Origin of the sequence: Proteus columbae (genome assembly GCF_002777965.1) — a bacterium.
GTDB classification, from domain to species: Bacteria; Pseudomonadota; Gammaproteobacteria; order Enterobacterales; family Enterobacteriaceae; genus Proteus; species Proteus columbae.
Window position 1 is genome coordinate 13,601 of record NZ_NGVR01000008.1, and the last position, 23,398, is coordinate 36,998.

General features: G+C 31.5%; 29 protein-coding genes. 15 read left to right on the forward strand and 14 right to left on the reverse strand.

Going from position 1 to position 23,398, the window contains the following annotated elements; translation table 11 throughout:
* Positions 1-56: 56 nt before the first annotated feature.
* The 3 genes from hchA to CBE70_RS02340 form a co-directional block, all read right to left on the reverse strand.
* Complete coding sequence (gene hchA, locus CBE70_RS02325; protein WP_100158050.1) at positions 57-908, reverse strand: glyoxalase III HchA; 852 nt, start codon at positions 906-908, stop codon at positions 57-59.
* A gap of 860 nt (positions 909-1,768) precedes the next feature.
* The gene (locus CBE70_RS02335; protein WP_100158051.1) at positions 1,769-2,410 is read right to left on the reverse strand and encodes an IbrB-like domain-containing protein; all 642 of its coding nucleotides are present in this window, start codon (positions 2,408-2,410) and stop codon (positions 1,769-1,771) included.
* 12 nt (positions 2,411-2,422) lie between these two features.
* Complete coding sequence (locus tag CBE70_RS02340) at positions 2,423-3,649, reverse strand: phosphoadenosine phosphosulfate reductase (protein ID WP_100158052.1); 1,227 nt, start codon at positions 3,647-3,649, stop codon at positions 2,423-2,425.
* A gap of 305 nt (positions 3,650-3,954) precedes the next feature.
* On the opposite strand from CBE70_RS02340, the gene CBE70_RS02345 reads away from it, so the two are divergent.
* The 3 genes from CBE70_RS02345 to CBE70_RS02355 all read left to right on the forward strand — a co-directional run bounded on the left by CBE70_RS02345 (position 3,955) and on the right by CBE70_RS02355 (position 5,531).
* Positions 3,955-4,614, forward strand: a complete 660-nt coding sequence (locus tag CBE70_RS02345; protein ID WP_100158053.1) for a class I SAM-dependent methyltransferase — start codon at positions 3,955-3,957, stop codon at positions 4,612-4,614.
* Positions 4,615-4,670: 56 nt separating this feature from the next.
* Complete coding sequence (locus tag CBE70_RS02350) at positions 4,671-5,072, forward strand: subtilase family AB5 toxin binding subunit (protein ID WP_100158054.1); 402 nt, start codon at positions 4,671-4,673, stop codon at positions 5,070-5,072.
* A gap of 123 nt (positions 5,073-5,195) precedes the next feature.
* Complete coding sequence (locus CBE70_RS02355) at positions 5,196-5,531, forward strand: c-type lysozyme inhibitor (protein ID WP_100158055.1); 336 nt, start codon at positions 5,196-5,198, stop codon at positions 5,529-5,531.
* A gap of 44 nt (positions 5,532-5,575) precedes the next feature.
* On the opposite strand, the gene CBE70_RS02360 is transcribed toward CBE70_RS02355, so the two are convergent.
* Positions 5,576-6,157, reverse strand: coding sequence for a hypothetical protein (locus tag CBE70_RS02360; protein WP_100158056.1), 582 nt, complete (start codon positions 6,155-6,157; stop codon positions 5,576-5,578).
* 202 nt (positions 6,158-6,359) lie between these two features.
* Between CBE70_RS02360 and CBE70_RS18330 the strand changes: the two genes are divergently transcribed.
* The 3 genes from CBE70_RS18330 (at position 6,360) to CBE70_RS02370 (ending at position 7,988) form a co-directional block, all read left to right on the forward strand.
* Complete coding sequence (locus tag CBE70_RS18330) at positions 6,360-6,515, forward strand: hypothetical protein (RefSeq protein ID WP_196568759.1); 156 nt, start codon at positions 6,360-6,362, stop codon at positions 6,513-6,515.
* Between the two features lie 660 nt (positions 6,516-7,175).
* Positions 7,176-7,526, forward strand: coding sequence for an immunity protein Imm33 domain-containing protein (locus CBE70_RS02365; protein ID WP_100158057.1), 351 nt, complete (start codon positions 7,176-7,178; stop codon positions 7,524-7,526).
* 240 nt (positions 7,527-7,766) lie between these two features.
* Positions 7,767-7,988, forward strand: coding sequence for a DUF465 domain-containing protein (locus CBE70_RS02370; RefSeq protein ID WP_075672624.1), 222 nt, complete (start codon positions 7,767-7,769; stop codon positions 7,986-7,988).
* Positions 7,989-8,193: 205 nt separating this feature from the next.
* Here the strand turns inward: CBE70_RS02370 and CBE70_RS02375 are convergent, their stop codons facing one another.
* The 3 genes from CBE70_RS02375 to CBE70_RS02385 all read right to left on the reverse strand — a co-directional run bounded on the left by CBE70_RS02375 (position 8,194) and on the right by CBE70_RS02385 (position 10,190).
* A complete protein-coding gene (locus tag CBE70_RS02375) occupies positions 8,194-8,460 on the reverse strand; it encodes a putative Se/S carrier-like protein (protein ID WP_157925987.1) in 267 nt (88 codons plus the stop codon).
* Positions 8,435-9,520 (reverse strand): YedE family putative selenium transporter, encoded by a 1,086-nt coding sequence (yedE, locus tag CBE70_RS02380; RefSeq protein WP_232797334.1) that lies wholly within the window; start codon positions 9,518-9,520, stop codon positions 8,435-8,437. Before yedE ends, CBE70_RS02375 begins: the two co-directional genes overlap by 26 nt.
* 238 nt (positions 9,521-9,758) lie before the next feature.
* The gene (locus CBE70_RS02385; protein WP_100158060.1) at positions 9,759-10,190 is read right to left on the reverse strand and encodes a DUF7832 domain-containing protein; all 432 of its coding nucleotides are present in this window, start codon (positions 10,188-10,190) and stop codon (positions 9,759-9,761) included.
* Between the two features lie 337 nt (positions 10,191-10,527).
* Here CBE70_RS02385 and CBE70_RS02390 point away from each other — a divergent pair, with 337 nt between their 5' ends.
* The 4 genes from CBE70_RS02390 to CBE70_RS02405 all read left to right on the forward strand — a co-directional run bounded on the left by CBE70_RS02390 (position 10,528) and on the right by CBE70_RS02405 (position 12,558).
* Positions 10,528-10,809 (forward strand): DUF5339 domain-containing protein, encoded by a 282-nt coding sequence (locus tag CBE70_RS02390; protein WP_100158061.1) that lies wholly within the window; start codon positions 10,528-10,530, stop codon positions 10,807-10,809.
* A gap of 226 nt (positions 10,810-11,035) precedes the next feature.
* Positions 11,036-11,566: a dihydrofolate reductase family protein gene (locus tag CBE70_RS02395; protein ID WP_100158062.1), complete on the forward strand. Its 531-nt coding sequence runs from the start codon at positions 11,036-11,038 to the stop codon at positions 11,564-11,566.
* Positions 11,567-11,765: 199 nt separating this feature from the next.
* Positions 11,766-12,269, forward strand: a complete 504-nt coding sequence (locus tag CBE70_RS02400) for a hypothetical protein (RefSeq protein ID WP_157925988.1) — start codon at positions 11,766-11,768, stop codon at positions 12,267-12,269.
* A gap of 43 nt (positions 12,270-12,312) precedes the next feature.
* On the forward strand, positions 12,313-12,558 hold the full coding sequence (locus CBE70_RS02405) for a hypothetical protein (protein ID WP_100158064.1): 246 nt from the start codon (positions 12,313-12,315) through the stop codon (positions 12,556-12,558).
* A 31-nt stretch (positions 12,559-12,589) separates the two neighbouring features.
* Here the strand turns inward: CBE70_RS02405 and CBE70_RS02410 are convergent, their stop codons facing one another.
* Entirely contained in the window at positions 12,590-13,150 is a 561-nt protein-coding gene (locus tag CBE70_RS02410; protein WP_100158065.1) for an AAA family ATPase, read from the reverse strand.
* Between the two features lie 235 nt (positions 13,151-13,385).
* A complete protein-coding gene (locus CBE70_RS02415; RefSeq protein WP_100158066.1) occupies positions 13,386-14,141 on the reverse strand; it encodes a hypothetical protein in 756 nt (251 codons plus the stop codon).
* A gap of 363 nt (positions 14,142-14,504) precedes the next feature.
* Here CBE70_RS02415 and CBE70_RS02420 point away from each other — a divergent pair, with 363 nt between their 5' ends.
* The 4 genes from CBE70_RS02420 to CBE70_RS02435 all read left to right on the forward strand — a co-directional run bounded on the left by CBE70_RS02420 (position 14,505) and on the right by CBE70_RS02435 (position 17,181).
* Positions 14,505-14,702: a ParD-like family protein gene (locus CBE70_RS02420; RefSeq protein ID WP_036913277.1), complete on the forward strand. Its 198-nt coding sequence runs from the start codon at positions 14,505-14,507 to the stop codon at positions 14,700-14,702.
* 12 nt (positions 14,703-14,714) lie between these two features.
* Positions 14,715-15,491: a type I methionyl aminopeptidase gene (gene map / locus CBE70_RS02425; RefSeq protein ID WP_100158067.1), complete on the forward strand. Its 777-nt coding sequence runs from the start codon at positions 14,715-14,717 to the stop codon at positions 15,489-15,491.
* 273 nt (positions 15,492-15,764) lie between these two features.
* Positions 15,765-16,103 (forward strand): antiterminator Q family protein, encoded by a 339-nt coding sequence (locus CBE70_RS02430; protein ID WP_232797335.1) that lies wholly within the window; start codon positions 15,765-15,767, stop codon positions 16,101-16,103.
* A 214-nt stretch (positions 16,104-16,317) separates the two neighbouring features.
* Positions 16,318-17,181, forward strand: coding sequence for a lipase family alpha/beta hydrolase (locus CBE70_RS02435; protein WP_100158068.1), 864 nt, complete (start codon positions 16,318-16,320; stop codon positions 17,179-17,181).
* A gap of 81 nt (positions 17,182-17,262) precedes the next feature.
* Here the strand turns inward: CBE70_RS02435 and CBE70_RS02440 are convergent, their stop codons facing one another.
* Positions 17,263-17,697: a type II toxin-antitoxin system HicB family antitoxin gene (locus CBE70_RS02440; protein WP_100158069.1), complete on the reverse strand. Its 435-nt coding sequence runs from the start codon at positions 17,695-17,697 to the stop codon at positions 17,263-17,265.
* A gap of 320 nt (positions 17,698-18,017) precedes the next feature.
* On the opposite strand from CBE70_RS02440, the gene CBE70_RS02445 reads away from it, so the two are divergent.
* Entirely contained in the window at positions 18,018-18,755 is a 738-nt protein-coding gene (locus CBE70_RS02445; protein WP_100158070.1) for a phosphatase, read from the forward strand.
* A 73-nt stretch (positions 18,756-18,828) separates the two neighbouring features.
* Here CBE70_RS02445 and CBE70_RS02450 read toward each other — a convergent pair whose 3' ends face one another.
* From CBE70_RS02450 to CBE70_RS02465, 4 genes are all read right to left on the reverse strand, one after another.
* Positions 18,829-20,427, reverse strand: a complete 1,599-nt coding sequence (locus CBE70_RS02450; protein WP_198585681.1) for a methyl-accepting chemotaxis protein — start codon at positions 20,425-20,427, stop codon at positions 18,829-18,831.
* Between the two features lie 702 nt (positions 20,428-21,129).
* Positions 21,130-21,729, reverse strand: a complete 600-nt coding sequence (nqrE, locus tag CBE70_RS02455; protein WP_100158071.1) for an NADH:ubiquinone reductase (Na(+)-transporting) subunit E — start codon at positions 21,727-21,729, stop codon at positions 21,130-21,132.
* Positions 21,730-22,063: 334 nt separating this feature from the next.
* Positions 22,064-22,615 (reverse strand): class IV adenylate cyclase, encoded by a 552-nt coding sequence (cyaB, locus tag CBE70_RS02460; protein WP_100158072.1) that lies wholly within the window; start codon positions 22,613-22,615, stop codon positions 22,064-22,066.
* Between the two features lie 228 nt (positions 22,616-22,843).
* Positions 22,844-23,224, reverse strand: coding sequence for a DUF2628 domain-containing protein (locus CBE70_RS02465; RefSeq protein WP_099073598.1), 381 nt, complete (start codon positions 23,222-23,224; stop codon positions 22,844-22,846).
* Positions 23,225-23,398 lie beyond the last annotated feature (174 nt).

The window sequence follows — 23,398 nt, forward strand, 5'->3', positions numbered from 1 at the left end:
CTGCATAGTGAGTGCTAGGGCTAATTAAATTAATATGTAAAGTTACGTATTAGGCATTAATTCGCATAAGCTGTTAGCATTTCTTGTGCAGCAAGCTTACCTAGTGCATTAGCTGCAAAAGGGCTGTCGCCGGTTAAAAGCTTACGATCTTTATGTACTCGGCCAGTAATATCATCATTGACGATATTCATTCCCATTTTTTTCAGTTCTTCACCGAAGTACCAAGTTAGATGACCTGGCATATAGCCTATATCTGGTGTTTGTTTGTCCACTGAATCTGGGAATGCACAAATCGAATATCCATTTAGCGGATTATTACCATGGCGAAGCGCAAGAAAAGCGGCTGGACCATGGCAAAGAGAGATAACGAAGCGATCATTTTCGATTGCCCATTGTAGTGCGATAGCAACATCTTTACTTTCAGGTAAGCCAATAAGAGCGCCATGACCACCGGGAACAAATATTGCTGCATATTCACTATTTGCATTTAGGTTTTGGACAATATCTGCCAATTTTTTTGGATTATGGAATTGAGATTTATGTTGTTCAAAAAATGAGATCACTTTTTCATCTTTTCGTGGCATAGCCCAGTATTCGAACTTTGTCATCAAACCCGAAATAGTCGCGACTTCGAATTCGAAACCAGCAGCATGCAGATGGTACAAAGGTAATAAGGTTTCAATCGGATGGTTACCCGTTGAAAATAATTTACCATTGTCTGTTGGTAAATAACGTTCGTCAGCAGCAATCACTAGAATTTTTTGCTTGCCAGTATACGGTTTTGGATAGTCCACTCCATCAAGATCAGAAACGGGATTGGTATATTGACTTAGCGAATATTCTGAAGGGAAAAATGCATTATCTTCAGCCATATCAATCTGTGGGTTCTTATTTGATTGAACGGTCATAGTCTATTCCTTATTGTTACTCGGGTCTGTGGTTACTATGTTTGCAACTATTAACTATTTTTAATCAAGGCAATAATGGGTGTCAATATCCTGAAAGGATAGGTAAGAGTCGTTGATTATTCCCATTTTTATTGTGATGTTTGATATTACTAGCAATGCCAACGTTAGGTAGAAGAAAAGGCGTGACGATGGAAAGACATCAATATATTTAATTCTACAAACGTCATTTATTTAGTGGCGTATATGGATAGCCATCAGTTAATCGCTGGTGGCTTTTTTTATACACATTTCATCGCTCATTCACAGAGCAATTCACAAACGTCGAATCCAATCACTTTGATATGAGCCTTCGAGGAAGTCAGTTATAGCTGGCGAGCTTCGACGGGCTGATTTTCTATGTGAACGAGGGTTCATTTCTTCACAGGCGTAGCCACTCCACCTGGTGGTAATGGAACTAACTATTTCACTTAGTTATAATAGGCTTATTATTACTTATTAAGTAGATGTGATAGTTTGTCGAACCACATATCAAGTGTTTCCCGCTTTTCTCTTAAATAATCATATCTATCATAGTACTTCTGAGAAATATTAGGTCTTTTATGGTCTTACACCATATTCCTTAACTTAGAACTAATTCTCATCTCTCCCGCTAATGTTTTGCATACTCACTAAATCATGTTTACAGCCCTAATTAAAGGGGGGGTTATCAAAACCAATAAAAGCATTGTGGTAATCAACTAGTTATAAAAAGATATATTCATGGTATTTTGAGTATAATAAGAGTGGATATACCTTAATAAATAAATAGTTAATGGTGGCTTATTAGTTTCCGTTTATTGTATATAAAAAACAATTATTTGTTATTTTACTGTCCAGGCTTCTGAGAACTGGCGCTCTGAAAATAATTCGGCTAACCCACAGATTTGTTTTAAGCGTAATACTTCATCTTGTGACATGCCTAGTTCATCACCAATCCGTTTATCGCTCCATCCCAATCGAGATAAATCTCTAACTATATCTGACATAGCTGCGACTTGATGTTGTCCTCTTGCTCGATTATGACGAATAGTTGTTGCTATTTGATCTGATATTGTGTGGTTTTTAACATCAAGGATAGTGATTGGCAAATAATTATTAATTCGTTTTTTTAAGGCGTTTTCTTTACTTAATAAATAACGATGGTAGCCATCAACGATTTGCCATTGCAATTGTTTAGTTTTATTTTGTTGTACAGATAATACTACAACAGGTTGAGTATAACCGTCTTTTATCAATGAGGTTTTGAGTAATCTCTTTTCTGTTGGAGACATAACATTAGGATTGTAGTCATTTGCTACGACTTGATTTTGCTTTATCCAAAGAACACAATCTATAGGTTCATTTTTGAACGGGCTAATTTGATGAAGAAATAGTTTTATTTTGTTGATAGCTTCGACTTTTTGCTCATCATTTAGTTTTAGCAGATAATCTGTGAGCGAAGAAAACACGGTTTCAATAGTCATATTTACCTCTTGTTAAATCAACTGCCAATTTTTACGTTTTTCCTGCATCCGTTTGCAATATCGGTCATAACAGTGTGATTTGGTAGGACTAAATGCTAATGTTCTACACCAAAAATCATTACGTAAAATAGTTTTACAGATCCGTCGCCAAGACGGGATTTGTTTACTGCTAGTATCACCGTCTTGTTCATCTGGTATTCCATTTGGATAATTTCGTTCAGTATACCAATGAAGATAAACTGCGATTTTATTTCGGTAATGCTCAGCGGTTTGTTCTGGTAAGCTCGCTAGCAAAAAGTGGGCGTAAGATTTCCATGTATGATGGACGGGTTTACTAATTTTACGTTGCCCAAAAAAACCTGATTTATTACGAGGGTGGGTGTATAACATACCTGCATCAGCGCCACTTACTCGTTCACAGGCGAGACTCCACGTTTCAGGTTCTAAAACATGGTATAACCACAATCCTTTACGTTGTTCAGGGCCAAATGGTTCACAAATGCGCATTTGACTTAAACTAACTCCAGCTTGGTGCATTAGATCATAAATAGAATTATAGAGTAGATTAAAACGTGAAATGTATGTCCAAATATCTTTTACATGCCAGTCATAAATAGGATAGGCCATATAATAAAAACCTTCTGGTGATGCCGTTGTCCATGGAATGTCATCGGCATAACGTAGTTTTTGGTTATTATTGATAGCAATAAAGCGATTTAATGATTCATCGGCTCTAATTCCTAATAAAATGACCGAACTATGATGATTTCCTGTGATCCACTGATTGAATGCGGGTGTGAAGTCTTCAAAAATCATATTCGGATGATAAAAAGGGAAAAAATCAGGATCAGTAATGGCATCTTTAGGCGGTTGTCTTACCCATTTTTTACCAGGTTCCCACGCTGTCCATGTGGGTTCATATTGTGAAATTCCACTTTCCGTCGTTATCGGCAATGCTATCCAGTAAAATCGCTCCGTACAATCTTCATACAAGAATTTCATTTTTGCGATATGGCTAATGGTAGCGGAGTATTGCACTTCCCAGTCAAGAAACATGACGTTGAATTTTCGATGCCGTTTTCTTGCTTCAGCAGCAATAAGATGAAAAAGAACAGTAGAATCTTTACCTCCAGAAAAGGAGAGAGAGATTTGCTCAAAAGTATCAAACAACCATTCAATTCGTGCTTGAGTGGCATCTAACACATTTTTTCCAATAGGGATCTTGTGTTTGCAAGACATAACTATCACCAGCACAAGTTAGTTAATAGTGTTATTACTTAATCATATTTAGATTATAAAGGTAAGTGATGGTTGCTGTTTGTTACTGAAGTTTACTTGAAAAAACAGAATGATAAATTATATCTTATTGTTATTATTGATAATATCTGGCAATAAAAAATCTATTTTAAAATTAATAGAAATAAAGTAAGTCATTTATTTCGTAGATAATGTTTTAAAAATATTTCCTGATTTATTATTCGGTATTTTCAACTATTCATACAATAAATAAAAAATAAAATAGTCATTTTATGATGGGTAATTGTATGACATTAAGTACACAAGATGGAGTCAAAGTATATACCCCCGTGTCATTGAAGCTATATGATTGGTGGGTGCTTAATATTTCTAATAGCTATGCGTGGCACTGTGATACGAATAAATATCTAATTCCACATTTTAAAAATCACCTTAGTGATCGCCATATGGATATTGGTGTTGGAACGGGATTTTATTTAAAAAAATCATTGAATTATATAAATGAAATCTCACTGATCGATCTTAACTTGCATAGTTTGGAACATGCTAGAAAATATATACCTGATGATAAATTAATAAATTACCTCCAGCATGATGTTTTTCATCCTTTTTCTAATAAATTAAATGCATCTTATAATTCTATCTCTTTGTTTTATTTATTACATTGTTTACCTGGAACGATGGATGATAAGAAGAAAGCAATAAAAAATATAAGTTATCTACTGACAGAAAAGGGAATTTTGTATGGTGCAACGATTTTAGGGAAGGGAGTTAAACATAATTCTTTTGGTAAAAAACTAATGTCAATTTATAACAAAAAAGGCATTTTTTGCAATTATTCCGATTCGGTGGACTCTTTGGAAGAAATGCTTTCTTCTTTATTCCATGACATCTCTATACAGGTACAAGGTACTGTTGCTTTGTTTACAGCGAAGAATAAAAAATAATAAGAGATATTATTCTGGGTTAGAGGCTTTTTATCTTTATTTTCTTAAGGAACAGTATGTTATTACGTAATCTGTTTTTTACCTTTTTATTATTAACACCAACGGCATTCGCCACGGATACATTAAGTCATAATATTGAATATTATTCTAATGTTACGTTAACTGATTTTAGCTCAGGAAAAATTGAAGATGGTCGGTATTTTTGTGTTAAAGCCATGAATCAAGGTGGTGAATTTGTCGCCTGTGCAGTATCTAACAAGTCGGGTTGGGCTTCTTCTTATGAGCACTTTTTTCAGCAAGCTCATTATTACTACACAACAGGTAAAAGATTTAGGTTATATGTGCAACCTAATGTTTGGACAGATCCAAAATTTACTCGAATATATTCAAATAAAGCGATAGCAGGGTTCGCTAGTTGTCATAATAGTCGTTGTATGGGGCCAACAAAACACAACTAATGATTAATATTAAATTTTATAAATTGGATAAATCCCATTAGAGTTTCAGATGGATTTTTTTAAATTAAAGAAGAGTAAAAGAAGCACCTATAAATACTAACTTAATGATATTTAGGAGATTATATGAAATTTTTATTTAAAAGTATTTTTCTTGCTATAGGTATTTTGTCTTCTAGTTTTGCTATGGCAGATAATGCTGATGAGATAACCAAAATCTCTTATGTTTGTGAAAATAATAAAGTGATGGAAGTTATCTATGTAAATACAGCAAAGGATAGCTATGCAATCATTCATCAAATGGATGAAATGATACCAATGAAGATTATGAAAATGGCTTCTGGTGCAAACTATGAGGCGATAAATAAAAATTATACCTATAAGCTTTATACTAAGGGGGATAATGCCGATTTAGTTGAAGGAAAAGATAAACCAGTATTGAGTGGCTGCAAAGCTAGCTAATTGCCACTAGTTTTATTGAAAATCATTTATCGTTTTTATAAAGGTCACTTCGGTGACCTTTTTTCGTATAAAAGAGATAAGTATAGGTATTCAGTAAGAAATAAAAATTTGTGCATTATCGGTACGTGCAGAATGACAAGGACAATAAATTGTAGAAATTCTTTTTTAACTCGTTTTTCAATTTCTTTACCATTTCTTTCTACTTCAGCTCTTTCACTATTCCATGATGGATATTTATTATCTAACCAACGAGTTATCCCAAATAATGAGGTGGTAATCCTATTCTTTGCGTGCTGACTTGTATCACCAGAATATCTAATTTCTTGAATAATTTGAAAGAATGATACAGTAAGCCTAAGAAAATTATTGTCTAAATTTTCATAATGCAAAGGCTTATCAGAGTTAGGGCTTTTACTTTTTTTCTCTGATCTTTCAAAACAACCAATCATTGTAGAGACTTCATCAACGGATTTATCTACAAATTTATTAAATTCTATTTTTTGAATTTCTTGTGGTGATGGCCCATCATCAGAAAGACTAATTCTGTATGTAGTTCCCAAACCAGGAAAAATTGAGTTTCTTTTTCTTACATTGGCTTTTACGGCTCTTTTTGGGTTTAGAAACATGAATAATACCTATCTATTTTCTAATTTATCGTGAATATGTTAATGTTTTTCCTAAAAATAAACAACGAACTATATCGCAAATATCCTATCGATAATGTATTGCTAATCATCTTTAAATGATGATTTTGTAAAACCATGTAAGTCAGACCGTTCTGTTACTGTTTTGTGCCAATATTTTCTCTTTTACAAATGGGAAATTATTATGTCTACAATGAAAACAGAAGTTATTGTTATTCGTTTAACAAAAAAAGAGCGTGCATTATTGGATTCAATAAAAACAGCACCACTACTTGCAGATTGGATGAAAGAATTAGCACTTTCTAAATTAAAAGAGCAAGAGATTTCATCTAATAAATAGTTATTAATGCCGACAAAAGGGAATTGAGTCGGCATCAATTTATACTATAAAGTTGAGTAGTAATAATCGATTATAGTTTATGTACATTAAACTTTAAGACAATAATTATGAATACTAATAAGAGTGAACAAAAATTAGTGTGAAAGGAAATATGAAAGGACTATGTAATGTACCAGTTGAAAATGATTAAGTTACATAAAATCAAATGGCTTTATTTTTTTAAAAAAAACATTTGAGTAAAGTTAAAGAGACATAAGCTAGTTGAAATGAGAACATGACATCAATGACCATTGCTAATAAAAAAGCCCAATGTGGCGGCATTGGGCTTAGTGACTCGAATAGATGGGTATAAAAAACTATTAGAGATCGGTATAAATGTAGTGAATTTTCATTTTATAAATTAACAATAAATGCTTTTTTTTTTTGGTAAAAAGTGCTGTTACGCTTTATGCCGTCTAGTTTTAAAGCAAATTGACGTTTTTTCATTCCATTTGGTTATGCAGAGTTTCGTAGATTTACTTGTTTTTTTGCTCTTTGCTATGTGAATAGAGAGATCCCTGCGTTCTTTTATCAATACTTGGTAGATAACGATAAGTTAATTATAATCAAGGACTAATAAACTCTTTTCTTGAGTGATTCTTGTAAAACTAAAGATACAACATGAATAAAAACAATAAATTATTGATTTCTGAACAACAGAAAATAATATGTGAAAGATATGGGGTTTTACCTAAAGAGCCAGAAGAAATGGTAGCGATTGCTTTAGATAACCTAAGTGGTAATCCTATTTATGGTACACGCATAAAACACTTAGACGGCGGCAATATAAGCTGGTTTTTTTATTGTGGGGAATATTGTGCAAAGGACGACTTTTATCAGCCATTGCATACAGAAAATTTGGAAGAACTGCTACCTGAAGTAATAAATTATCTTTATCTACCAGAAGGGTATCATTTTATTATTGATAGAAACGGATATGAAGATGTTTGGTTTGAAGAGATAAATGAATAAGTATTTATCATTATTTTGTAATTTTTAGATTAAGTAGATTTACATTTTATATGCTCTTACACACTGAATTTTATAACTATGTTGAGAGCATATAATATAAAAATATTGAGTTGTTTTAAAAATTAAAAATATTAATTGATATTGGTCTTGTTTTTAACATAAAGACAATGACAGATTAATCAGTTTGAGTAAATATTATAAGAGTATTTAATTCACAATTAATAAGGAAGGTAGCTATTTATGTTTCCAGAATATCGTGATTTAATTTCAAAACTTCGTCAGACTGATCCTCATTTTCGTGCTCTTTTTGAACAACATAACGAACTTGACCATAAAATTGTGAGATTAGAACATAAAGATAGAAGAGGGTATGGTGAAGAAGTTGTTGAGCTAAAAAAACAAAAATTAAAACTGAAAGAGGAAATTCATCAGATCCTCAAAAACCCACCGGAAGAAGAGTAAGTAATAAAAAGTAATTACTCTATAAATACATAAAGGTGTAGAAACCATCCAACTAAAAAGGGATGGTTTTTTGTTTTTAGAAAGATAATTTATTTTTGATTAAAAAATTATATAAACCACATAGTTGTACTTATAAAGAAAAGGCTACTAGATGTAGCCTTTTTACTGCCTAGGTTCTAAAATGGTAATTTAGTTATGTACTATGTCAAAACTCATCTTTCCAAAGTACATCAAAATGATTTGAATTTATTTTATAAACAGCCCTAACGTTATCATTAATATACTGTTTATAAATTTCATCATCAGAAAAGTAAATGGATACGGCTAACTCACATTCTGATGATATTTTTCGTGGAGCATCAATAATTTTTGCGGAAAAATTATCTTGTTGGAGTTGTTGCTGAAGTTTTTTTACAGCGTATTGCTCATGAAAAAGAAATAAATAGTTATACGCCATTTTTACTAATTCCATTATTTTTTGCTTTATTTGCGGCATAGGTATAAATAGTAGCAACAATGACAGCAAACAATAAACCAATAATAACAACTAGCTTACCATTATCGGTAACTCCAGTAGGACTTGAGGCATAAGTGAAGTTATGAGCAAATGCTGCCCCTACTAACATACCCATGACGCTTACAGCAGCATCTGAGTTACCTTGACCAGCATTAGCCAATTGTCGTAATGGACAACCTGTAATGAGTACACCACATAAGCCTACCAGCGCCATAGAGAGAAAATTCCATAGACCATCGCTGTGGGCTATTGGCTGATTTTCAAAACCAAGATTAAACTTACCTAAATAGAGATTACCCAAAAAAACAACGAGTGTTAATGCGATTACACCAAACGCCATATTATAATTGCGCGACAAAAATACATGTTTGGCCATTCCAATAAAGCAAAATCTTGTGCGTTGAATAATAAAACCAATAATAAGCCCTGCGATGATAGACATCCACACTGGCGCATGACTTGCTCCAGGACCTTTCACACTGGCATTGAATATATCACTATTCCATAAGAATAAAGCAAATAGGAATATACATATAATAGGTAAAATAAAACCTTCTATAGGAGATTGGCTATAATTTCTTGGGAGAGAAAATCCTTTTTTGATAAATAAACTACCTATACCAATTCCTATTATTAATCCAACTAATCCTATTACAGCATTTAAATCACCAGCGCCGATACGAAGTACCATTCTTAATGGACAACCTAAAAAAACTAAGCAACCTGCCATCATTAGAAAGCCTAGCGTAAAACGAATAATAGGCGCAGAACCTGCTTTTGATTGAAATTCTTTGAAGATAAGTGCGGCAATAAAAGAGCCAAGAATAAAACCGAATATTTCAGGGCGAAGATATTGTACCGTTTCGGTGTGGTGTAAGCCCATACTTCCTGCGCTATCACGAATAAAGCAAGCTACACAAACCCCCATATTAGGTGGATTTCCGTTAATACCAAGAAATAACGCAATAGTACCAATAATAAATCCAGATAGGATTAAAACCCATTTTATAGACATCAAATGCCTCCGTTGATGGGGGGAGCCCCCCTGACTAATAGAACCTATTAAGTACGGAGCAACTATATATAAGAATAACGTATGATTCTTTTATATAGATCACGTCAAAATTAATAAACTAGATAAGATAATTTTTAGATCCTAAGAATGTTAATTTAATGAGCAATAAGTTAATTATTGTTTAAATAACTTATTGCTAATAATGCAGAGTATAAATGACGTTTAGAAATGGATTAATTTAGTTATTTATTTCTTTTTTCCACTTTGTATATGCATCTGTAATTACAGGTGCAATTTTTTCATAATTATCCCATGTATTTTCGACATAATATGAAGAAGATAGCCCTTGGGCTAAAACACGCTCTAAATCTTCGAAATAGCTATTATTTTCTGATCCATAATAATATTGTGTAAATGCGTATCCTTCATCACTCAAATCATCACTAATAAACTTCTCGTCACAAACTTGGATAAGAAATGTAAGACCATCCATTTTTCTTTTACGTACCATTTCTAATTCTTCAATTGCATCTTCTTGTAAATCATCACTTTCTAAGTTATTTTCAATAATCCAAGTTAAATAAAATCCTATATGTATACCTCCATTTTCAGGTGGAAGGTCGTCAGGAAAATCACCATAAGCGTGCCAGTCGATTCTATCAATTGCCATTTTTATACCTGCGTTGATTAGGGAGATTATTTTATTGTGTCAAGTATTATCAACATACAAATAGTAGTATTACTATAAAAGTAAAATCATTATTGGATAATAATAACATATTAAGCTTAAAAGAATAAATCAATGTGTTAGCTAATATGGGAAATAATAAACTAAATTCAATTATCATATTTTGATTATACTTATTATAATAATCATTATTAGATTATGTTTTGTTTTTTTTAATTAAGATAATGCTTATCCCTATTTTATTCTTCTTTGAGATAATACTGACTTAAAAAATAATGAGAGTTACTTTCTAACTGTTAAAAATACTTAAAGGATATTTATGAAAAAGCTTATTTTAGCATTGGGTTTATTATCAATTTCTTCTATCGCTGTTTCTGCTGATTTATCTAAAGCATGCGAAGAGTATTTTAAAGAAACTGACTCTTATGTTGAGTTAATGGCAAAAAATGATGCAACTAAAGCTCAAGCAGAAGCGATGAAAGCGCAATATGCTCAAGCTAAAGAACAATTTGCAGCATTACCTAAAGATGTTCAGGAAAGTACTTGTAAGCAAGCATTAGATTCTTTAGAGCAAATGAAAAAAATGTCAGCAGGTCAATAAGTTTTATTCTGTTACGTTAAGCCTTATAATAATTAAATTTATAAGGCTTTTTTTGATTAAAAGATAAAAATGCTTTTTATATCGAAATATTTTCTTATTAAATCTGATATAAAGATAAGAAATAATTAATTTTTACTGCCTCTCTATTTTATTAGCCCTCTATCCGTTTTCAATTCTATTTATTTAATGTTAATATAAAATGCCTTCTCTAAGAATGAGTATTAAAATGAACATTGTAGTTTATATTGCAACAAGTTTAGATGGTTATATTGCTGATAAGCAAGGTAATATTGATTGGCTTACTAGTATTGAAAACCCTGAAAATTTAGACTTTGGTTTTGCTAACTTTCTTAGTGAAATAGATGTAATTGTTATGGGAAGAACAACTTTTGAAACAATAATGGATTTTGATATTGAGTGGCCTTATGTACAGCCTGTTTTTGTATTAAGTAATACCATTAAAGAATTACCAGACTCATTACCTAGCAATGTAAATATTTTATCAGGAAATGTTAGTGATATAATAAAAAGACTTAAAGATGATGGTTATAATAGAGTGTATATTGATGGTGGGAAAACAGTACAAGGCTTTATTAATGAAGGTTTTGTTGATGAACTCATAATAACTAGAATACCTAGTTTATTAGGTGAGGGAATACCATTATTTATTCCAAATGATAAAAAAATAGAGTTTGCTCATCATAAAACAGAAATATATTTAGATTCTTTTGTTAAATCACACTATAAAAAAATATAATTAAATTCTTCAAATTGTATTTAAAGGGCATCTTATTGGTGTCCTTTTTTATTTCCATATGACAAGGTTTTAATGTACTTAGTTACTATATATTCCGGTTGAGTGTATTTTCGTTTATTCTTGTTATTTTGGTTAAGTTGTTTGTTTGCTCTGTAATTTTCACCAGTTTATAGCTTAAATAATTTCCCATAATCATTTTATGAGCGGATTTTTTTATTTTTATATAAATAGACAAATTTATTTTGTCGATGAATCAATTTTATGGAATAATTATTTACTCCTATTTCTTATTGATATTCAATTTATGTATTATTTTTTATTTTTATTACTTTCTGTATTTATAAGCTCTGGATGTACCACTAATAAAGTAACTCAGACTAAATTAATTGAAACACACACCGATAATTCCACCCCTGATAGTCACGCAGTTCATAATAACTTGGTTTTTATGTTAGGAAAACAATCTCGTTTTGAAATGGAAGTGCAAGAAGAAAAAAAAAGACTTGGACAAGTTTTTAAAGTTGGTTTAAATGAGAAAAAACCATCAATAAACGATCAATATTTAAATAATAATTCAACATTAAAGCCCATTCAAAAAATAAGTTTTACCATGCCAGTTCCTGAGCCTATTTGGAATGAAAAAAAACAAACTGTTGAATTCAAATGGAAACAAAAGCCACATTATACTTTTGATGCCTATTAATACTTTAGTATCAATTTAAAATTTAATTTTATATGGAAAAATTATGCGCATAGCAATCACCTTATTGTTATCTTTTCTATTATTGGGTTGTACTACTGATGACGTTACTTTTAGTACGGGTAATTCAGGGAGCCATAGAATAGGTAGTCCAGTGTGTTCTGCATTAGTTTGTGGTAAGAATACTCGAACACCAGGAGAGCAAAAAGCAATTAATGAGGCTGTTCATGAACAGCAGCGGGCTATTATGCGAGGAGAAAAACCTGATTTACAGATCATGGCTTCTTATTAAAAATTAATGCTATTATCTATGCCAGTAATTATTACTGGCTGATAATAATTTTTGAGGTTTTATTAATAATAAAATTATTGCGATCAGTTATTCCTATTTTAGGTAGCTCTATTAAATTATAATTATATTTTTTATAAACAGCTATCATAGCTAAATAGGTTTCTTCTGCTTCTTTTTCGGTTTGTTTTCTTTCTTGATCTTGAGTATAAATTTCAGCCCATGGTGGTGCTATAAACACATTTGTGGAATAACGAAATGAGGTAATTGCCTTATCAAGGTGTTTGGGAATAGTTAAACCACATAGTAGTAAATATCCTGCAATATCAGGAAGGCCTCTATCATAGAAATAAAGCATTTTTTTGTTGCTTGCTTCATGCCATGACCGTAGCTCCCAAATTAGCATTGCTTGTGCAAAAGTATTAGGATCTATCCACGGTAATGCATTTCCTTCAATAACACTTTGGTCTTGAATAATGGCTCTTCCTGCTTCTAAAAAACAAGGATAACCTCTATTTTTAAGCTCATTTATTAGTGTCGTTTTCCCAGAACCGGGACCTCCAGTTAATATAATGCGATGCGATTTTTCAGGCACGATGGCTCCTATAATTTTATATAATTAACAAAGAAAAAGAGAATTGGGATGATATGTAGAGGGGGCGTTAATTTTAGAGCTGTTAGAGATTAAGTATACTTAAGAAATAGAATCAGAAAAAGCGTGCTAGCATTAAATGCTAATATAAATCTTAAAATGCTTTATTTCATGGAAGATCAAAAAATAGCGTAATAATTTACGCTATTTTTAGAAGAAGAAACTTAATGGGTAAACATTAAGGAATACAAGGCTCTGGTGCATAGTTACTATTTGGAAAAGGATTTGGTAAATAACTACATTTTCTCATCGTTTTTTGTGAGCCTTCTTCTGATTCAAAAAGTGCAACACCAATTACACCCGTATTTCTTTTATCACCTTGAACACTATAATTTACATATCCTTCCTCAGGAGCACCAAAGCGAAAAGCTGCAACTTGTTGCTGATTTTTTCTAAAACCTTCAACAAATAAAGTATCTCCAGGTCTTAATAAATAACCTCTATTTTGATAAGCGCCTGCTGTTCCACTAATGACATCTAAGCCATCAACAGTAATAACCGCTTCATAGATTATTTTATGGCTAGTGTTATGTAAGAAAATAATATAGCGCTCATCTTGCTTTCCATACAGTAAATATTGATTATTTTGTGTGTGATATAATGGCATTATATTTCTGTGTTCAGTTAAGATTGAAATCTGTACTGGGCTTTCACTAATACGAGCAACTTTTGAATAAGAATTGGAAGGCACTCCACTTTGGTAAAATATAGATGCTGTTTGTGAAGGTGTCTGTGATAATCGATATGCTTCAACACTTTCAGTAACAGAAGATAAACTTTCTCCCCATTTTGTTGAAAGATCTCTATTTTCAGTTTGCTCATTAACAACACTTAAGCTAGTAGGATAGTTTCTCTCAATTGTTGTACAACCAGAGGTTAGTATTAAAATACTACTCAATAGCGAAATTGATGTGATTGTTTTGAATAGATTCATATTCTTGCTTTCCTTAGTATTTATGCGAAATCTGTTTCTTAAATTTATTAATACTAAATTAGCGTTTGCTTTCTAATTTGTCTCTCAGCTAATTCTTAGGATAATCGCATTTAAAGATAAATAGCTACTATTTAGGATAGTTTGAAGCTAAGTGTTATGAATTTATGTATGGGGGTAATAAAGCGTATGAAAAGCAAAAATATGATCTCATTATTTTGAGTTTTTATTTCTTCCCATTTCTCCTTATTTTCTTATTTAGGCATTTTATGCCTATGGTGGTATCGAATAGCAATTGAAAGAAGAAGAGTTTGATTCTATTATAGAACGTATATGTTTTATAACGATCTATATATAAGGGTTGGCGTGGGTATTGTAAAAATTTCAGATGAATTACATGAGTATTTGCGAAAAGCAAGTAATGTGATGTCACGCTCTGTTAATGCTCAGGCAGAGTTTTGGATAAAAATTGGCATTCAAGCAGAATTAAACCCAGATAAAACGTTTCCAATGATTATCAATGAAATGCTGGAAAAAGAAGCCATCAAGCAAGAAGTAGAATAAGAGGAAAGAAGAGTGGATAAAATAACGATTAAAACGGCTGATGAAATTGAATTAATGCGTGAGTCGGGGCGTTTATTGGCGAAAGTTTTTACAATGCTTGATGATTTTATTGTACCTGGTGTTTCAACACTAGAAATTAACGATAAAGTTGATGATTTTATTGTCAATGAACTTCAATCAAGACCAGCGAGTAAAGGCCAATATGGTTATGAGTATGTGCTAAATACATCTATAAATGAAGTTGTTTGCCATGGTGTGCCAAAAGCAGATGAGCGCCTTAAAAGCAAAGATATTGTTAATGTTGATATCACACTAGAAAAAAATGGATTTATTGCTGACTCTAGTAAAATGTATATTATGCCTGAGGCATCACCTATTGCGCGTAAATTAGCAAAAACAACGTATCAAGCAATGTGGGAAGGTATTAAGGAAGTAAAACCGGGTGCGACATTAGGTGATATTGGTCATGCTATTCAAAGCTTTGCACAAAGTCATGGATATAGTGTCGTGAGAGAATACTGTGGGCATGGAATAGGAAGAGAAATGCATGAAGCGCCACAAGTACTACATTATGGTATTAAAGGGCAGGGTGTTGAATTAAAAGAAGGCATGACTTTTACGATTGAGCCAATGATAAATCAAGGTGGCGCTAAAATAAAAACCAAGAAAGATGGTTGGACTGTTGTGACAAGAGATAAAAAGTTATCTGCTCAATCAGAGCATACGATTTTAGTAACAGCAACAGGATATGAAGTACTCACTTTACGTCCCGAAGAAGTATTGCCATAATTGCTATTCTTTTATATTTATAGCCATTTTAAGAGAAAATATTTTTTATAATTTAAAAATAATTTAATTTTTAATTAAAGTGGCTAGTTGTATCTCTTTTATTTTTCTTTTCTATCAATAAATTAAGTTAAAAAATTAATATCTTTATAAATCTGAGTTGTAAATTACACGTTGGTCACTATATTAATATCAATATTCATTAAATTTTAATGGATCGTTATTAAATGATTGCAGGATGCGATTATTACTATGCGGAAAAATAAGGATGTTAATATGGAAAATATTTCAAAAACATTAGAAGAGTGGGGATCATGGGTAGCTAATGATCAAAACGCGATTAATCTATTGAATAATAAAGAACTTGTTCCTGAGCGTATAAAGTTAAGAAAAAAATGTTCTCATCATAATGCTAATATTATCAATGATTTGATGAAAAGACTGATGGCGCACAATAAAGAGGACTATCAGTTGCTTATTAATTATTATGTTTTTGGTAAAACGTTTATTCAACTTGCAAAATATGATCAATGTTCGGATACATATATTGGAAAAAAGCTGAAAAAAGCGGAAGGAATGATTGAAGGTATGCTGATTTTTTCGGATATTAATTAATATTATAGAAAAAATTAAAATTGATAAAAATAATGCTTTACGATCGTAAAATAAAGATTAAGCTAATAACACTTAGAGCAATTAAGGTATAAAAATACGATGTTTACTATAATTTTTGTACTTCAAAGATTGTATTTTAAATGTTGTTTTAAGTATTGCTAATAGGATGTTTAGTAAATTAAATAAATTAATTTAAACCCAAGGAGTGGAAAATATGTCAACTACATATCCAATTGTTTTAGTTCATGGTTTATCTGGTTTTGATGATATCGTCGGTTATCCTTATTTTTATGGTATTGCTGATGCCTTAGAAAAGGATGGTCATAAAGTTTTCACCGCATCTCTTTCTGCATTTAACTCTAACGAAGTTCGTGGTGAACAACTTTGGGAATTTGTGCAAAAAATTCTCAAAGAAACGAAAGCAAAAAAAGTAAATTTAATCGGTCATAGCCAAGGTCCATTAGCTTGCCGTTATGTTGCTGCAAAACATGCGAAGAGCATTGCTTCTGTTACTTCTGTTAATGGTGTAAACCATGGTTCAGAAATTGCAGATTTAGTACGACGTATTATGCGCAAGGATAGTGTGCCAGAATATATTGCTGATGCCGTAATGAAAGCTATTGGTACTATTATTTCTACATTTTCAGGTAATCGTGGTAATCCACAAGATGCTGTCGCTGCATTAGAAGCGTTAACAACTGAAAATGTAACTGAATTTAATAAAAAGTACCCTCAAGGGTTGCCAGATGTTCGTGGTGGTGAAGGTAAAGAAGTCGTAAATGGCGTTCACTACTATTCATTTGGTAGTTATATCCAAGGTTTGATTGCTGGTGAAAAAGGCAATTTACTGGATCCTACTCATGCCGCAATGCGTGTATTAAGTGCATTCTTTGCTGAGCGTGAAAATGATGGCTTGGTCGGTCGTACAAGTATGCGCTTAGGTAAACTGATTAAAGATAATTATGCTGAAGATCATCTGGATATGGTAAATCAGGTTGCTGGGTTAGTAGGGCGTGGTGAAGATATTGTTGCTATTTATACAAACCATGCGAATTTCTTGGCAAGTAAAAAGCTTTAATTATCCTGCATACTTATTGTGAAATAAGCTAGTACAAATGGCTCTAATCAATTTAGAGCCATTTTTATTTTTTAATTATTGTTAGTTAATATCTTTATTAACGCTGACAGAAATAGCATAGCCTAATAAATAAAGTGCTTGCTCTAGGCTATCTACTTTTGATGTTTGATTAATTTCAAGTAAACGCTCTATTTGTGCACTCGTTAAATTCATCTTTCTTGCAAGATCAGATTTTTTTGTCTTTGTTTCTAACATTGCATTATGTAATGCAATTTTTAAACAGCTAATAAGAGGCAAGTAGACAATAAAATCACCTGTTTGTGCTTTGGATGGAGCAGGAATAGGCAGTTTACTCGCAATAAATTCTTCAAGACCCACATGTAAAATATCAGAGGCTTCTAGTTCAATATCATCTTCTGTATAAGCAACAGCGTGTATATTATCAAAATCACGGTAGGTAATTTCGTAAGTTTCACTTTCTTCATCAAAATGAGCGACTGCTGGATAGTTGAACATAAATAGCCTTTTATAAAGTTGAAAACTAGGTTTAACATGAAATTACACAATATAATGTGTTTTCAAAATTCTTGTGTATAGTACTAAAGTAAAACTTTATTTATCTATTTGATATTAAATAGTATGTTAAAGATTAAAGCATATTTATTAAAATTTATCTTCATTTCTTGCTAATGTGAGAAAAAGTGAAGTAGATAGTATATTGCTTGTGGGTTATTGCGTATTTTTACTGGAATTGATAATTAATTCTAGATAGATCTTATAGTTAAGAAAAACCATCTTATCGATGTTCATAAGGTGTTTTTAGAAAGGAGTTGTTTATGTATCCCGTTGATTTACATGCTCATACTATTGCTAGTACACATGCTTACAGTACAGTTAGTGAATATTTCCAACAAGCTAAAAAGCAGGGAATTCAATTGTTTGCAATTACTGATCATGGCCCAGATATGGATGATGCACCTCATGAATGGCATTTTTCTAACTTACCGGTGATCCCTCGTATTATTGATGGTGTTGGTATTCTTTATGGTATAGAAGCGAATATTAAAAATATTAAAGGTGAAACAGATTGTAGTGAGAAAATGAGCAAAAAATTGGATATTGTACTTGCTGGTTTTCATGATCCTGTAATGTGTTCATTAGGCCTTGTTGATAATACAAAAGCGTTAATTGCAACAATAGCAAGCGGCTGTGTTCAAATGATTACGCATCCAGGTAATCCGAAATATCCAATAGATATTGCTGAAGTTGCAAAAGCCGCTGCCACTTACAACGTTGCTTTAGAAATGAATAATTCATCATTTATTCATTCTAGGGTAGGAAGTGAGAAAAATTGCATAGAAATAGCGAAAGCAGTACGTGATGCAGGGGGATTAATTGCACTAGGCTCTGATTCACACATTGCTTCTTCACTAGGAAATTTTGATCGAGTATTAGAAGTATTAGCACAAATAGATTTTCCACAAGAGCGTATATTAAATGTAACGCCAAGAAGGGTGTTAGATTTTCTAAAGTCACACGGTAAAAAAGAGATCCCTGAATTTAGCCATTTTTAATATTGGGTTAAATCAGTAATAAGAAAGCTATCTTAAGATTAAGATAGCTTTTATGATGTGGAAGGCTTAACACTTACTGATGAAAAACAGTTAATTCTTGTTTTAGTCTATCTGATTGTGTTTGCAAAGAATCTAATGAACTGACTAATTCTCGTGTCATTGTTGAATTAGCTTGTGTTGTTTGATCTAATTGATTTATTGCATCTTCAATTTGGGCAATACCATTACTTTGTTCATTTGTAGAAATAGAAATATCGTGGATCATTTCATTAATATTTTCAGTATGTTTAGAAATATCTATCATATTATCGTTTGCGTCAGCGGCTAGCTGAAAACACTGATTTATTTTTTTACTTGAATTAGCGACAAGTACTTTTATCTCTTTTGATGCCAAATTACAGCTAATGGATAATTCTCTTACTTCTTTAGCGACAACCGCAAAACCTTTTCCGTGTTCACCCACTCTTGCCGCTTCTACGGCAGCATTTAAAGCCAATAGATTTGTTTGGAAGGCAATATTATCGATCGTAGAGGTAATGTCGTTAATTTGTTCAGAGAACGTGACAACGTCATGCATATTCTCAACAACGTTAGCGAGCATTTCATTGCTTTGATGGATCATCGTATCTGTTTTTGTTACTAGCTCACATGATGCTTGTGTATTTTCTGCATGTTGTTTTGATGTAACGCTTAATTGTCGTATTCCTGCTGAGGTTTCGAGTACGGCTGCTGATTGTTGTTCAACACGAATAGCAAGATTATTGTTCATAACAGCAATATCACTTAATTCTGAATTAATAAGGCCGGAGCTTTGATTGATGTTATTGACGATCCGTTTTATCTGATCTCGCATTTTTTGAATATTGGCAGTGAGAATGTTTATTTCAAATAGACCTTTTGTGGTTACATCGGTCGCTAATTCTCCATTACTAATATCTTCGATATTTCTCATTATAGCGTTCAAAGGTGAAATAAAGTTTTTTCGTAGCACAACTTGAACTAAGAAAGAAAAAATAACAATTAATATTGAAATGACGATTAAGCTATAAATAATTTTATCGTACAGTAATTCACCTTCACCCAATGAAGCCGTGTAATAATTTTCTAGCTGTTGATGATAGTTAGTATAGGCTTGCTCAAAATTGTCTTGATAGGTTTGTGTTGGTTGATTTAAATACTCGTATGTTTTGCCTTGTTCTAGGAAGGCTAAAAATTCAATGAGTGCTGCATTAAGCTCAGTATATTTCTGCTCTAATTGTTGTATATAACTTTGATCTTCAACATTATGAGGAAAATTCTTGAAATTTTCCCATCCATTTTCAACTTGTTGAAGTTTTTCTTTAGTTTGTTGTAATAATGAAGAAATGTCAGTATTGGCAGTAGCCATTTTATTTATGATTAATAGGTGGCGAGAGCTGGCTCTATTTAAGGTATTACGTGTTTGTAATAGATTTTCCCAAGTATTATTTAGTAGCGATTGTTCGTGGTAGATATTATTTAGCGTGTTCAAGTTTCTCTTGTAATCATTAACTGAAGAGAGGAACAAAACACAGGCTAGCCCAAGAAGTAAGATTAAAGAGCCTGTAATAAGCCAAACTAAAGTGGTTGTTTTTAAACTCGACATATTAAAAGAGACGTTTGGCAAATAACGTTGTTTGAAGTTCTTAAACATGTAATGTTATTTCCTTTTTCATAAAAATATAACTGTGTAATTTATTGATTTTTAAGTTTTATTTTTACTTCCTGTAACTGGTATAGACAAAGAATTAAAAAAACAAGTGAAAATATGTTTTTAGGTCACTCTTTGATTTAATGCCATATATCCTTTTGATTTTTTCAAATACTAAAAAATAGTATCGGCATTTTATAAATATTCTTTATGCTTATTTATTGTTCTGATTAATAAATTTATTAAATGTATTCGTTTGTTTTATAACGCTTTGATTTTTAATTAATTTTTCTTGAATATTAAAAGTTAAAGATAAAGAATAAAAATGATATAAAAGATGTCACCTTAGTAGATAGTAGTTAACCTGTTGATTTATTATTAATTTTATGTAATTTGCTAGTGTGTTTTTAAACAATTAGATTTAAATAGTGTAAGAGTTTCTATTTATAAAATAAAAAAACAATAATGATTAAAATAGCAATTAATTAAATTAATTTTTGTTTATTTAATAGAATAAATAAGAGTACCTAACGTTATAAGTGAGCGAGTGATAAAAAGATTGTAGTAGAGAAAAAATAAGAAAGCAGACGAAATCACTATAAACGGAAGGTATATAACCCTTCCGCTTATAAATAAAGATCACATCGATAATGACCCTAATGATGCATGAAAATTTTACATAAGATTAAAGATAAAAACATGCGGTTAAAGCGAAATGCCTGAGAATGACATAAAACCAAGAGACATTAATCCTACTGTGATAAATGTGATCCCTAATCCTCTCAGTCCTTTCGGGATGTCTGAATATTTCATTTTTTCACGTAAACCTGAGAGGGCGATAATCGCAAGTAACCAACCTATGCCACATCCTGCACCATATATCACTGATTCAGTAAATGTGTAATCACGCTCAACCATAAAAATAGTGGCACCAAAGATAGCGCAATGAATAGTCAATAAAGGTAAAAAGATCCCTAATGAATGATAAAGCGAAGGGATAAATTTATCTAAAAACATTTCTAAAATTTGAACTAGTGCTGCTAAAACGCCAATAAAAGTGATATATCTAAGAAAGCTAAGATCAATACCTTCAACTATCGCGTCTTTCTTTAGGATGAAGTGATAGATTAAGTTATTGATAGGTGTGGCAATAATAAGTAAGGCAGTAACAGTAAGACCTAGTTTTAATGAGGTTTTTACTTCTTTAGAAACAGCAAGAAAAGTACACATTCCTAAAAAGAAACTTAATGCCATGTTCTCAACAAAAGTCGCCTTAATAAAGATATTAAGGTAATTTTCAAGCATAAACCCTCCTATTAATATATTTTTTCACTAATTCTAGTAAAAACAGTGCATTAATATAAGTAGTATTACAAAAATATCTTTAAAATTAGATCTAAATGACATTTTTTGGCTAAGAGTGAGGTTTATTTAAGATAAGAAAAATAAAATTATTGGATAAATGTAATAAATATGACATTCAAATAAATTTTCTATTTGAAGCTCCATTTTTTATTGTTAGTGGGTAAAATAAAAAGAATTAGAAATGACAAAGCACCAATATCTGTTGATAGAATACCGATGCTTAGATGAGAAAGTTTTTAATTATTTTATAGAGGTGTTTACTGAATAAAGTTGTTTATGGTTTTAGGTTGTTTAACATTAGTGTTTTATAGTTATTTTTCTCAAGATCTTTTTCTGTAAACCCAAATTTTTCGGCTAAATGCCTTAGTTGATCAGTGTAGAGTGAGAGTTTACTTTGGTCGTCTGTCATGATAGCAAACTCAGCAAATGAGCCCAATTTATCTAATTTATCTATAGTGATATGAAATTTATCTAGAAAATAGATTTCTCTTGATTTTGTATAATTGAGAATACAATGGTAGCCAAGCGTCATAAACATAGAGACTGTTTTTTCTGCATCTTCGATACGAACAGCTTCACATTGGGATAAATCAGGGCCTTTAACGATAAGAAGGTTTATTCCTGCGGGTAGCATTTTTCTTACACATAAACTGATAGTTGGAGCCGAAAATTCAGTATTATCATGTTCCATGTACCAATCCGTTTCTTTATTCTCAGGTGTAAATAATGTGGCTCCTGCACTTTTTAATTTATTAATAAAATTTTGTGAATTTTGAAGGTGATATTTTAGTTCAGCTTCAAATTTACCTTGAAAGTGTTCAGACATGCGTTTTCCCCAATTTAGCGTTAATGAATTATAGCATTAACATGATGTGCTTCTGGGATAAAAACTAACTTTTAGTGTTATTTCATTATTTTCTATTTTAGTAAGTTAGATGAAAACATTTAAATAGAGTAATGGATAAAATTACTATGAAACAAGAAGAAGGGAATGTTTTTTATTAAAAAAGGAAGACATAAGAGAAAATAAAAGGGGCGTTGGCCCCTTTTATTATTACAGAACACCTTCAAAGGGGTTCCAGCTTTGATCATTTTTGGTTTCTTTTAAGTAATATGCATAGTTGGCTGTTATAGCCCATAAAATGTTAACTGCGATACCCACAGCATTGATAACACCATTGTTTACAGGTAAAAAACTAATAATAGTAAAAATAGCAATATTAATAGCAAATAATGTTAATGCCTTGCGCCATAAACCTAAAATAAGAAAGTAAATAAAACCAAAGAAAAATGCCCAGATATTCATTCCAATAAGAATACGTTTACCAAAGGAGAGTTCTTTATAAGCAGCTTTAAATTCTGGTGTTTTAGGTGAGCCATATTTATCAAAAAATGAAAAACGTTCTTGCCATTTTTCAGAAAATTCTTTATTCATTTTAATTCCTTTTACTCTGTTGATTAAATTTAGCCTTAATAGAAAAGTATCTTTACATACTTTGACATTATGAACAATATAAATTTATTAAGAGATTATTAATATAAGAATTTATATAAAAAGCATTAAAGTGATTGTGTTTCTAGTCATTTTTTAATAATTATCTTATTGCTT

Excerpts from the sequence above, each read along its gene's own strand:
- hchA (WP_100158050.1), bottom strand. The coding sequence starts at position 908 with ATGACCGTTCAATCAAATAAGAACCCACAGATTGATATGGCTGAAGAT.
- CBE70_RS02335 (WP_100158051.1), bottom strand. The coding sequence starts at position 2,410 with ATGACTATTGAAACCGTGTTTTCTTCGCTCACAGATTATCTGCTAAAA.
- CBE70_RS02340 (WP_100158052.1), bottom strand. The coding sequence starts at position 3,649 with ATGTCTTGCAAACACAAGATCCCTATTGGAAAAAATGTGTTAGATGCC.
- CBE70_RS02345 (WP_100158053.1), top strand. The coding sequence starts at position 3,955 with ATGACATTAAGTACACAAGATGGAGTCAAAGTATATACCCCCGTGTCA.
- CBE70_RS02350 (WP_100158054.1), top strand. The coding sequence starts at position 4,671 with ATGTTATTACGTAATCTGTTTTTTACCTTTTTATTATTAACACCAACG.
- CBE70_RS02355 (WP_100158055.1), top strand. The coding sequence starts at position 5,196 with ATGAAATTTTTATTTAAAAGTATTTTTCTTGCTATAGGTATTTTGTCT.
- CBE70_RS02360 (WP_100158056.1), bottom strand. The coding sequence starts at position 6,157 with ATGTTTCTAAACCCAAAAAGAGCCGTAAAAGCCAATGTAAGAAAAAGA.
- CBE70_RS18330 (WP_196568759.1), top strand. The coding sequence starts at position 6,360 with ATGTCTACAATGAAAACAGAAGTTATTGTTATTCGTTTAACAAAAAAA.
- CBE70_RS02365 (WP_100158057.1), top strand. The coding sequence starts at position 7,176 with ATGAATAAAAACAATAAATTATTGATTTCTGAACAACAGAAAATAATA.
- CBE70_RS02370 (WP_075672624.1), top strand. The coding sequence starts at position 7,767 with ATGTTTCCAGAATATCGTGATTTAATTTCAAAACTTCGTCAGACTGAT.
- CBE70_RS02375 (WP_157925987.1), bottom strand. The coding sequence starts at position 8,460 with ATGGAATTAGTAAAAATGGCGTATAACTATTTATTTCTTTTTCATGAG.
- yedE (WP_232797334.1), bottom strand. The coding sequence starts at position 9,520 with ATGTCTATAAAATGGGTTTTAATCCTATCTGGATTTATTATTGGTACT.
- CBE70_RS02385 (WP_100158060.1), bottom strand. The coding sequence starts at position 10,190 with ATGGCAATTGATAGAATCGACTGGCACGCTTATGGTGATTTTCCTGAC.
- CBE70_RS02390 (WP_100158061.1), top strand. The coding sequence starts at position 10,528 with ATGAAAAAGCTTATTTTAGCATTGGGTTTATTATCAATTTCTTCTATC.
- CBE70_RS02395 (WP_100158062.1), top strand. The coding sequence starts at position 11,036 with ATGAACATTGTAGTTTATATTGCAACAAGTTTAGATGGTTATATTGCT.
- CBE70_RS02400 (WP_157925988.1), top strand. The coding sequence starts at position 11,766 with ATGAGCGGATTTTTTTATTTTTATATAAATAGACAAATTTATTTTGTC.
- CBE70_RS02405 (WP_100158064.1), top strand. The coding sequence starts at position 12,313 with ATGCGCATAGCAATCACCTTATTGTTATCTTTTCTATTATTGGGTTGT.
- CBE70_RS02415 (WP_100158066.1), bottom strand. The coding sequence starts at position 14,141 with ATGAATCTATTCAAAACAATCACATCAATTTCGCTATTGAGTAGTATT.
- CBE70_RS02430 (WP_232797335.1), top strand. The coding sequence starts at position 15,765 with ATGGAAAATATTTCAAAAACATTAGAAGAGTGGGGATCATGGGTAGCT.
- CBE70_RS02435 (WP_100158068.1), top strand. The coding sequence starts at position 16,318 with ATGTCAACTACATATCCAATTGTTTTAGTTCATGGTTTATCTGGTTTT.
- CBE70_RS02440 (WP_100158069.1), bottom strand. The coding sequence starts at position 17,697 with ATGTTCAACTATCCAGCAGTCGCTCATTTTGATGAAGAAAGTGAAACT.
- CBE70_RS02445 (WP_100158070.1), top strand. The coding sequence starts at position 18,018 with ATGTATCCCGTTGATTTACATGCTCATACTATTGCTAGTACACATGCT.
- CBE70_RS02450 (WP_198585681.1), bottom strand. The coding sequence starts at position 20,427 with ATGTTTAAGAACTTCAAACAACGTTATTTGCCAAACGTCTCTTTTAAT.
- nqrE (WP_100158071.1), bottom strand. The coding sequence starts at position 21,729 with ATGCTTGAAAATTACCTTAATATCTTTATTAAGGCGACTTTTGTTGAG.
- cyaB (WP_100158072.1), bottom strand. The coding sequence starts at position 22,615 with ATGTCTGAACACTTTCAAGGTAAATTTGAAGCTGAACTAAAATATCAC.
- CBE70_RS02465 (WP_099073598.1), bottom strand. The coding sequence starts at position 23,224 with ATGAATAAAGAATTTTCTGAAAAATGGCAAGAACGTTTTTCATTTTTT.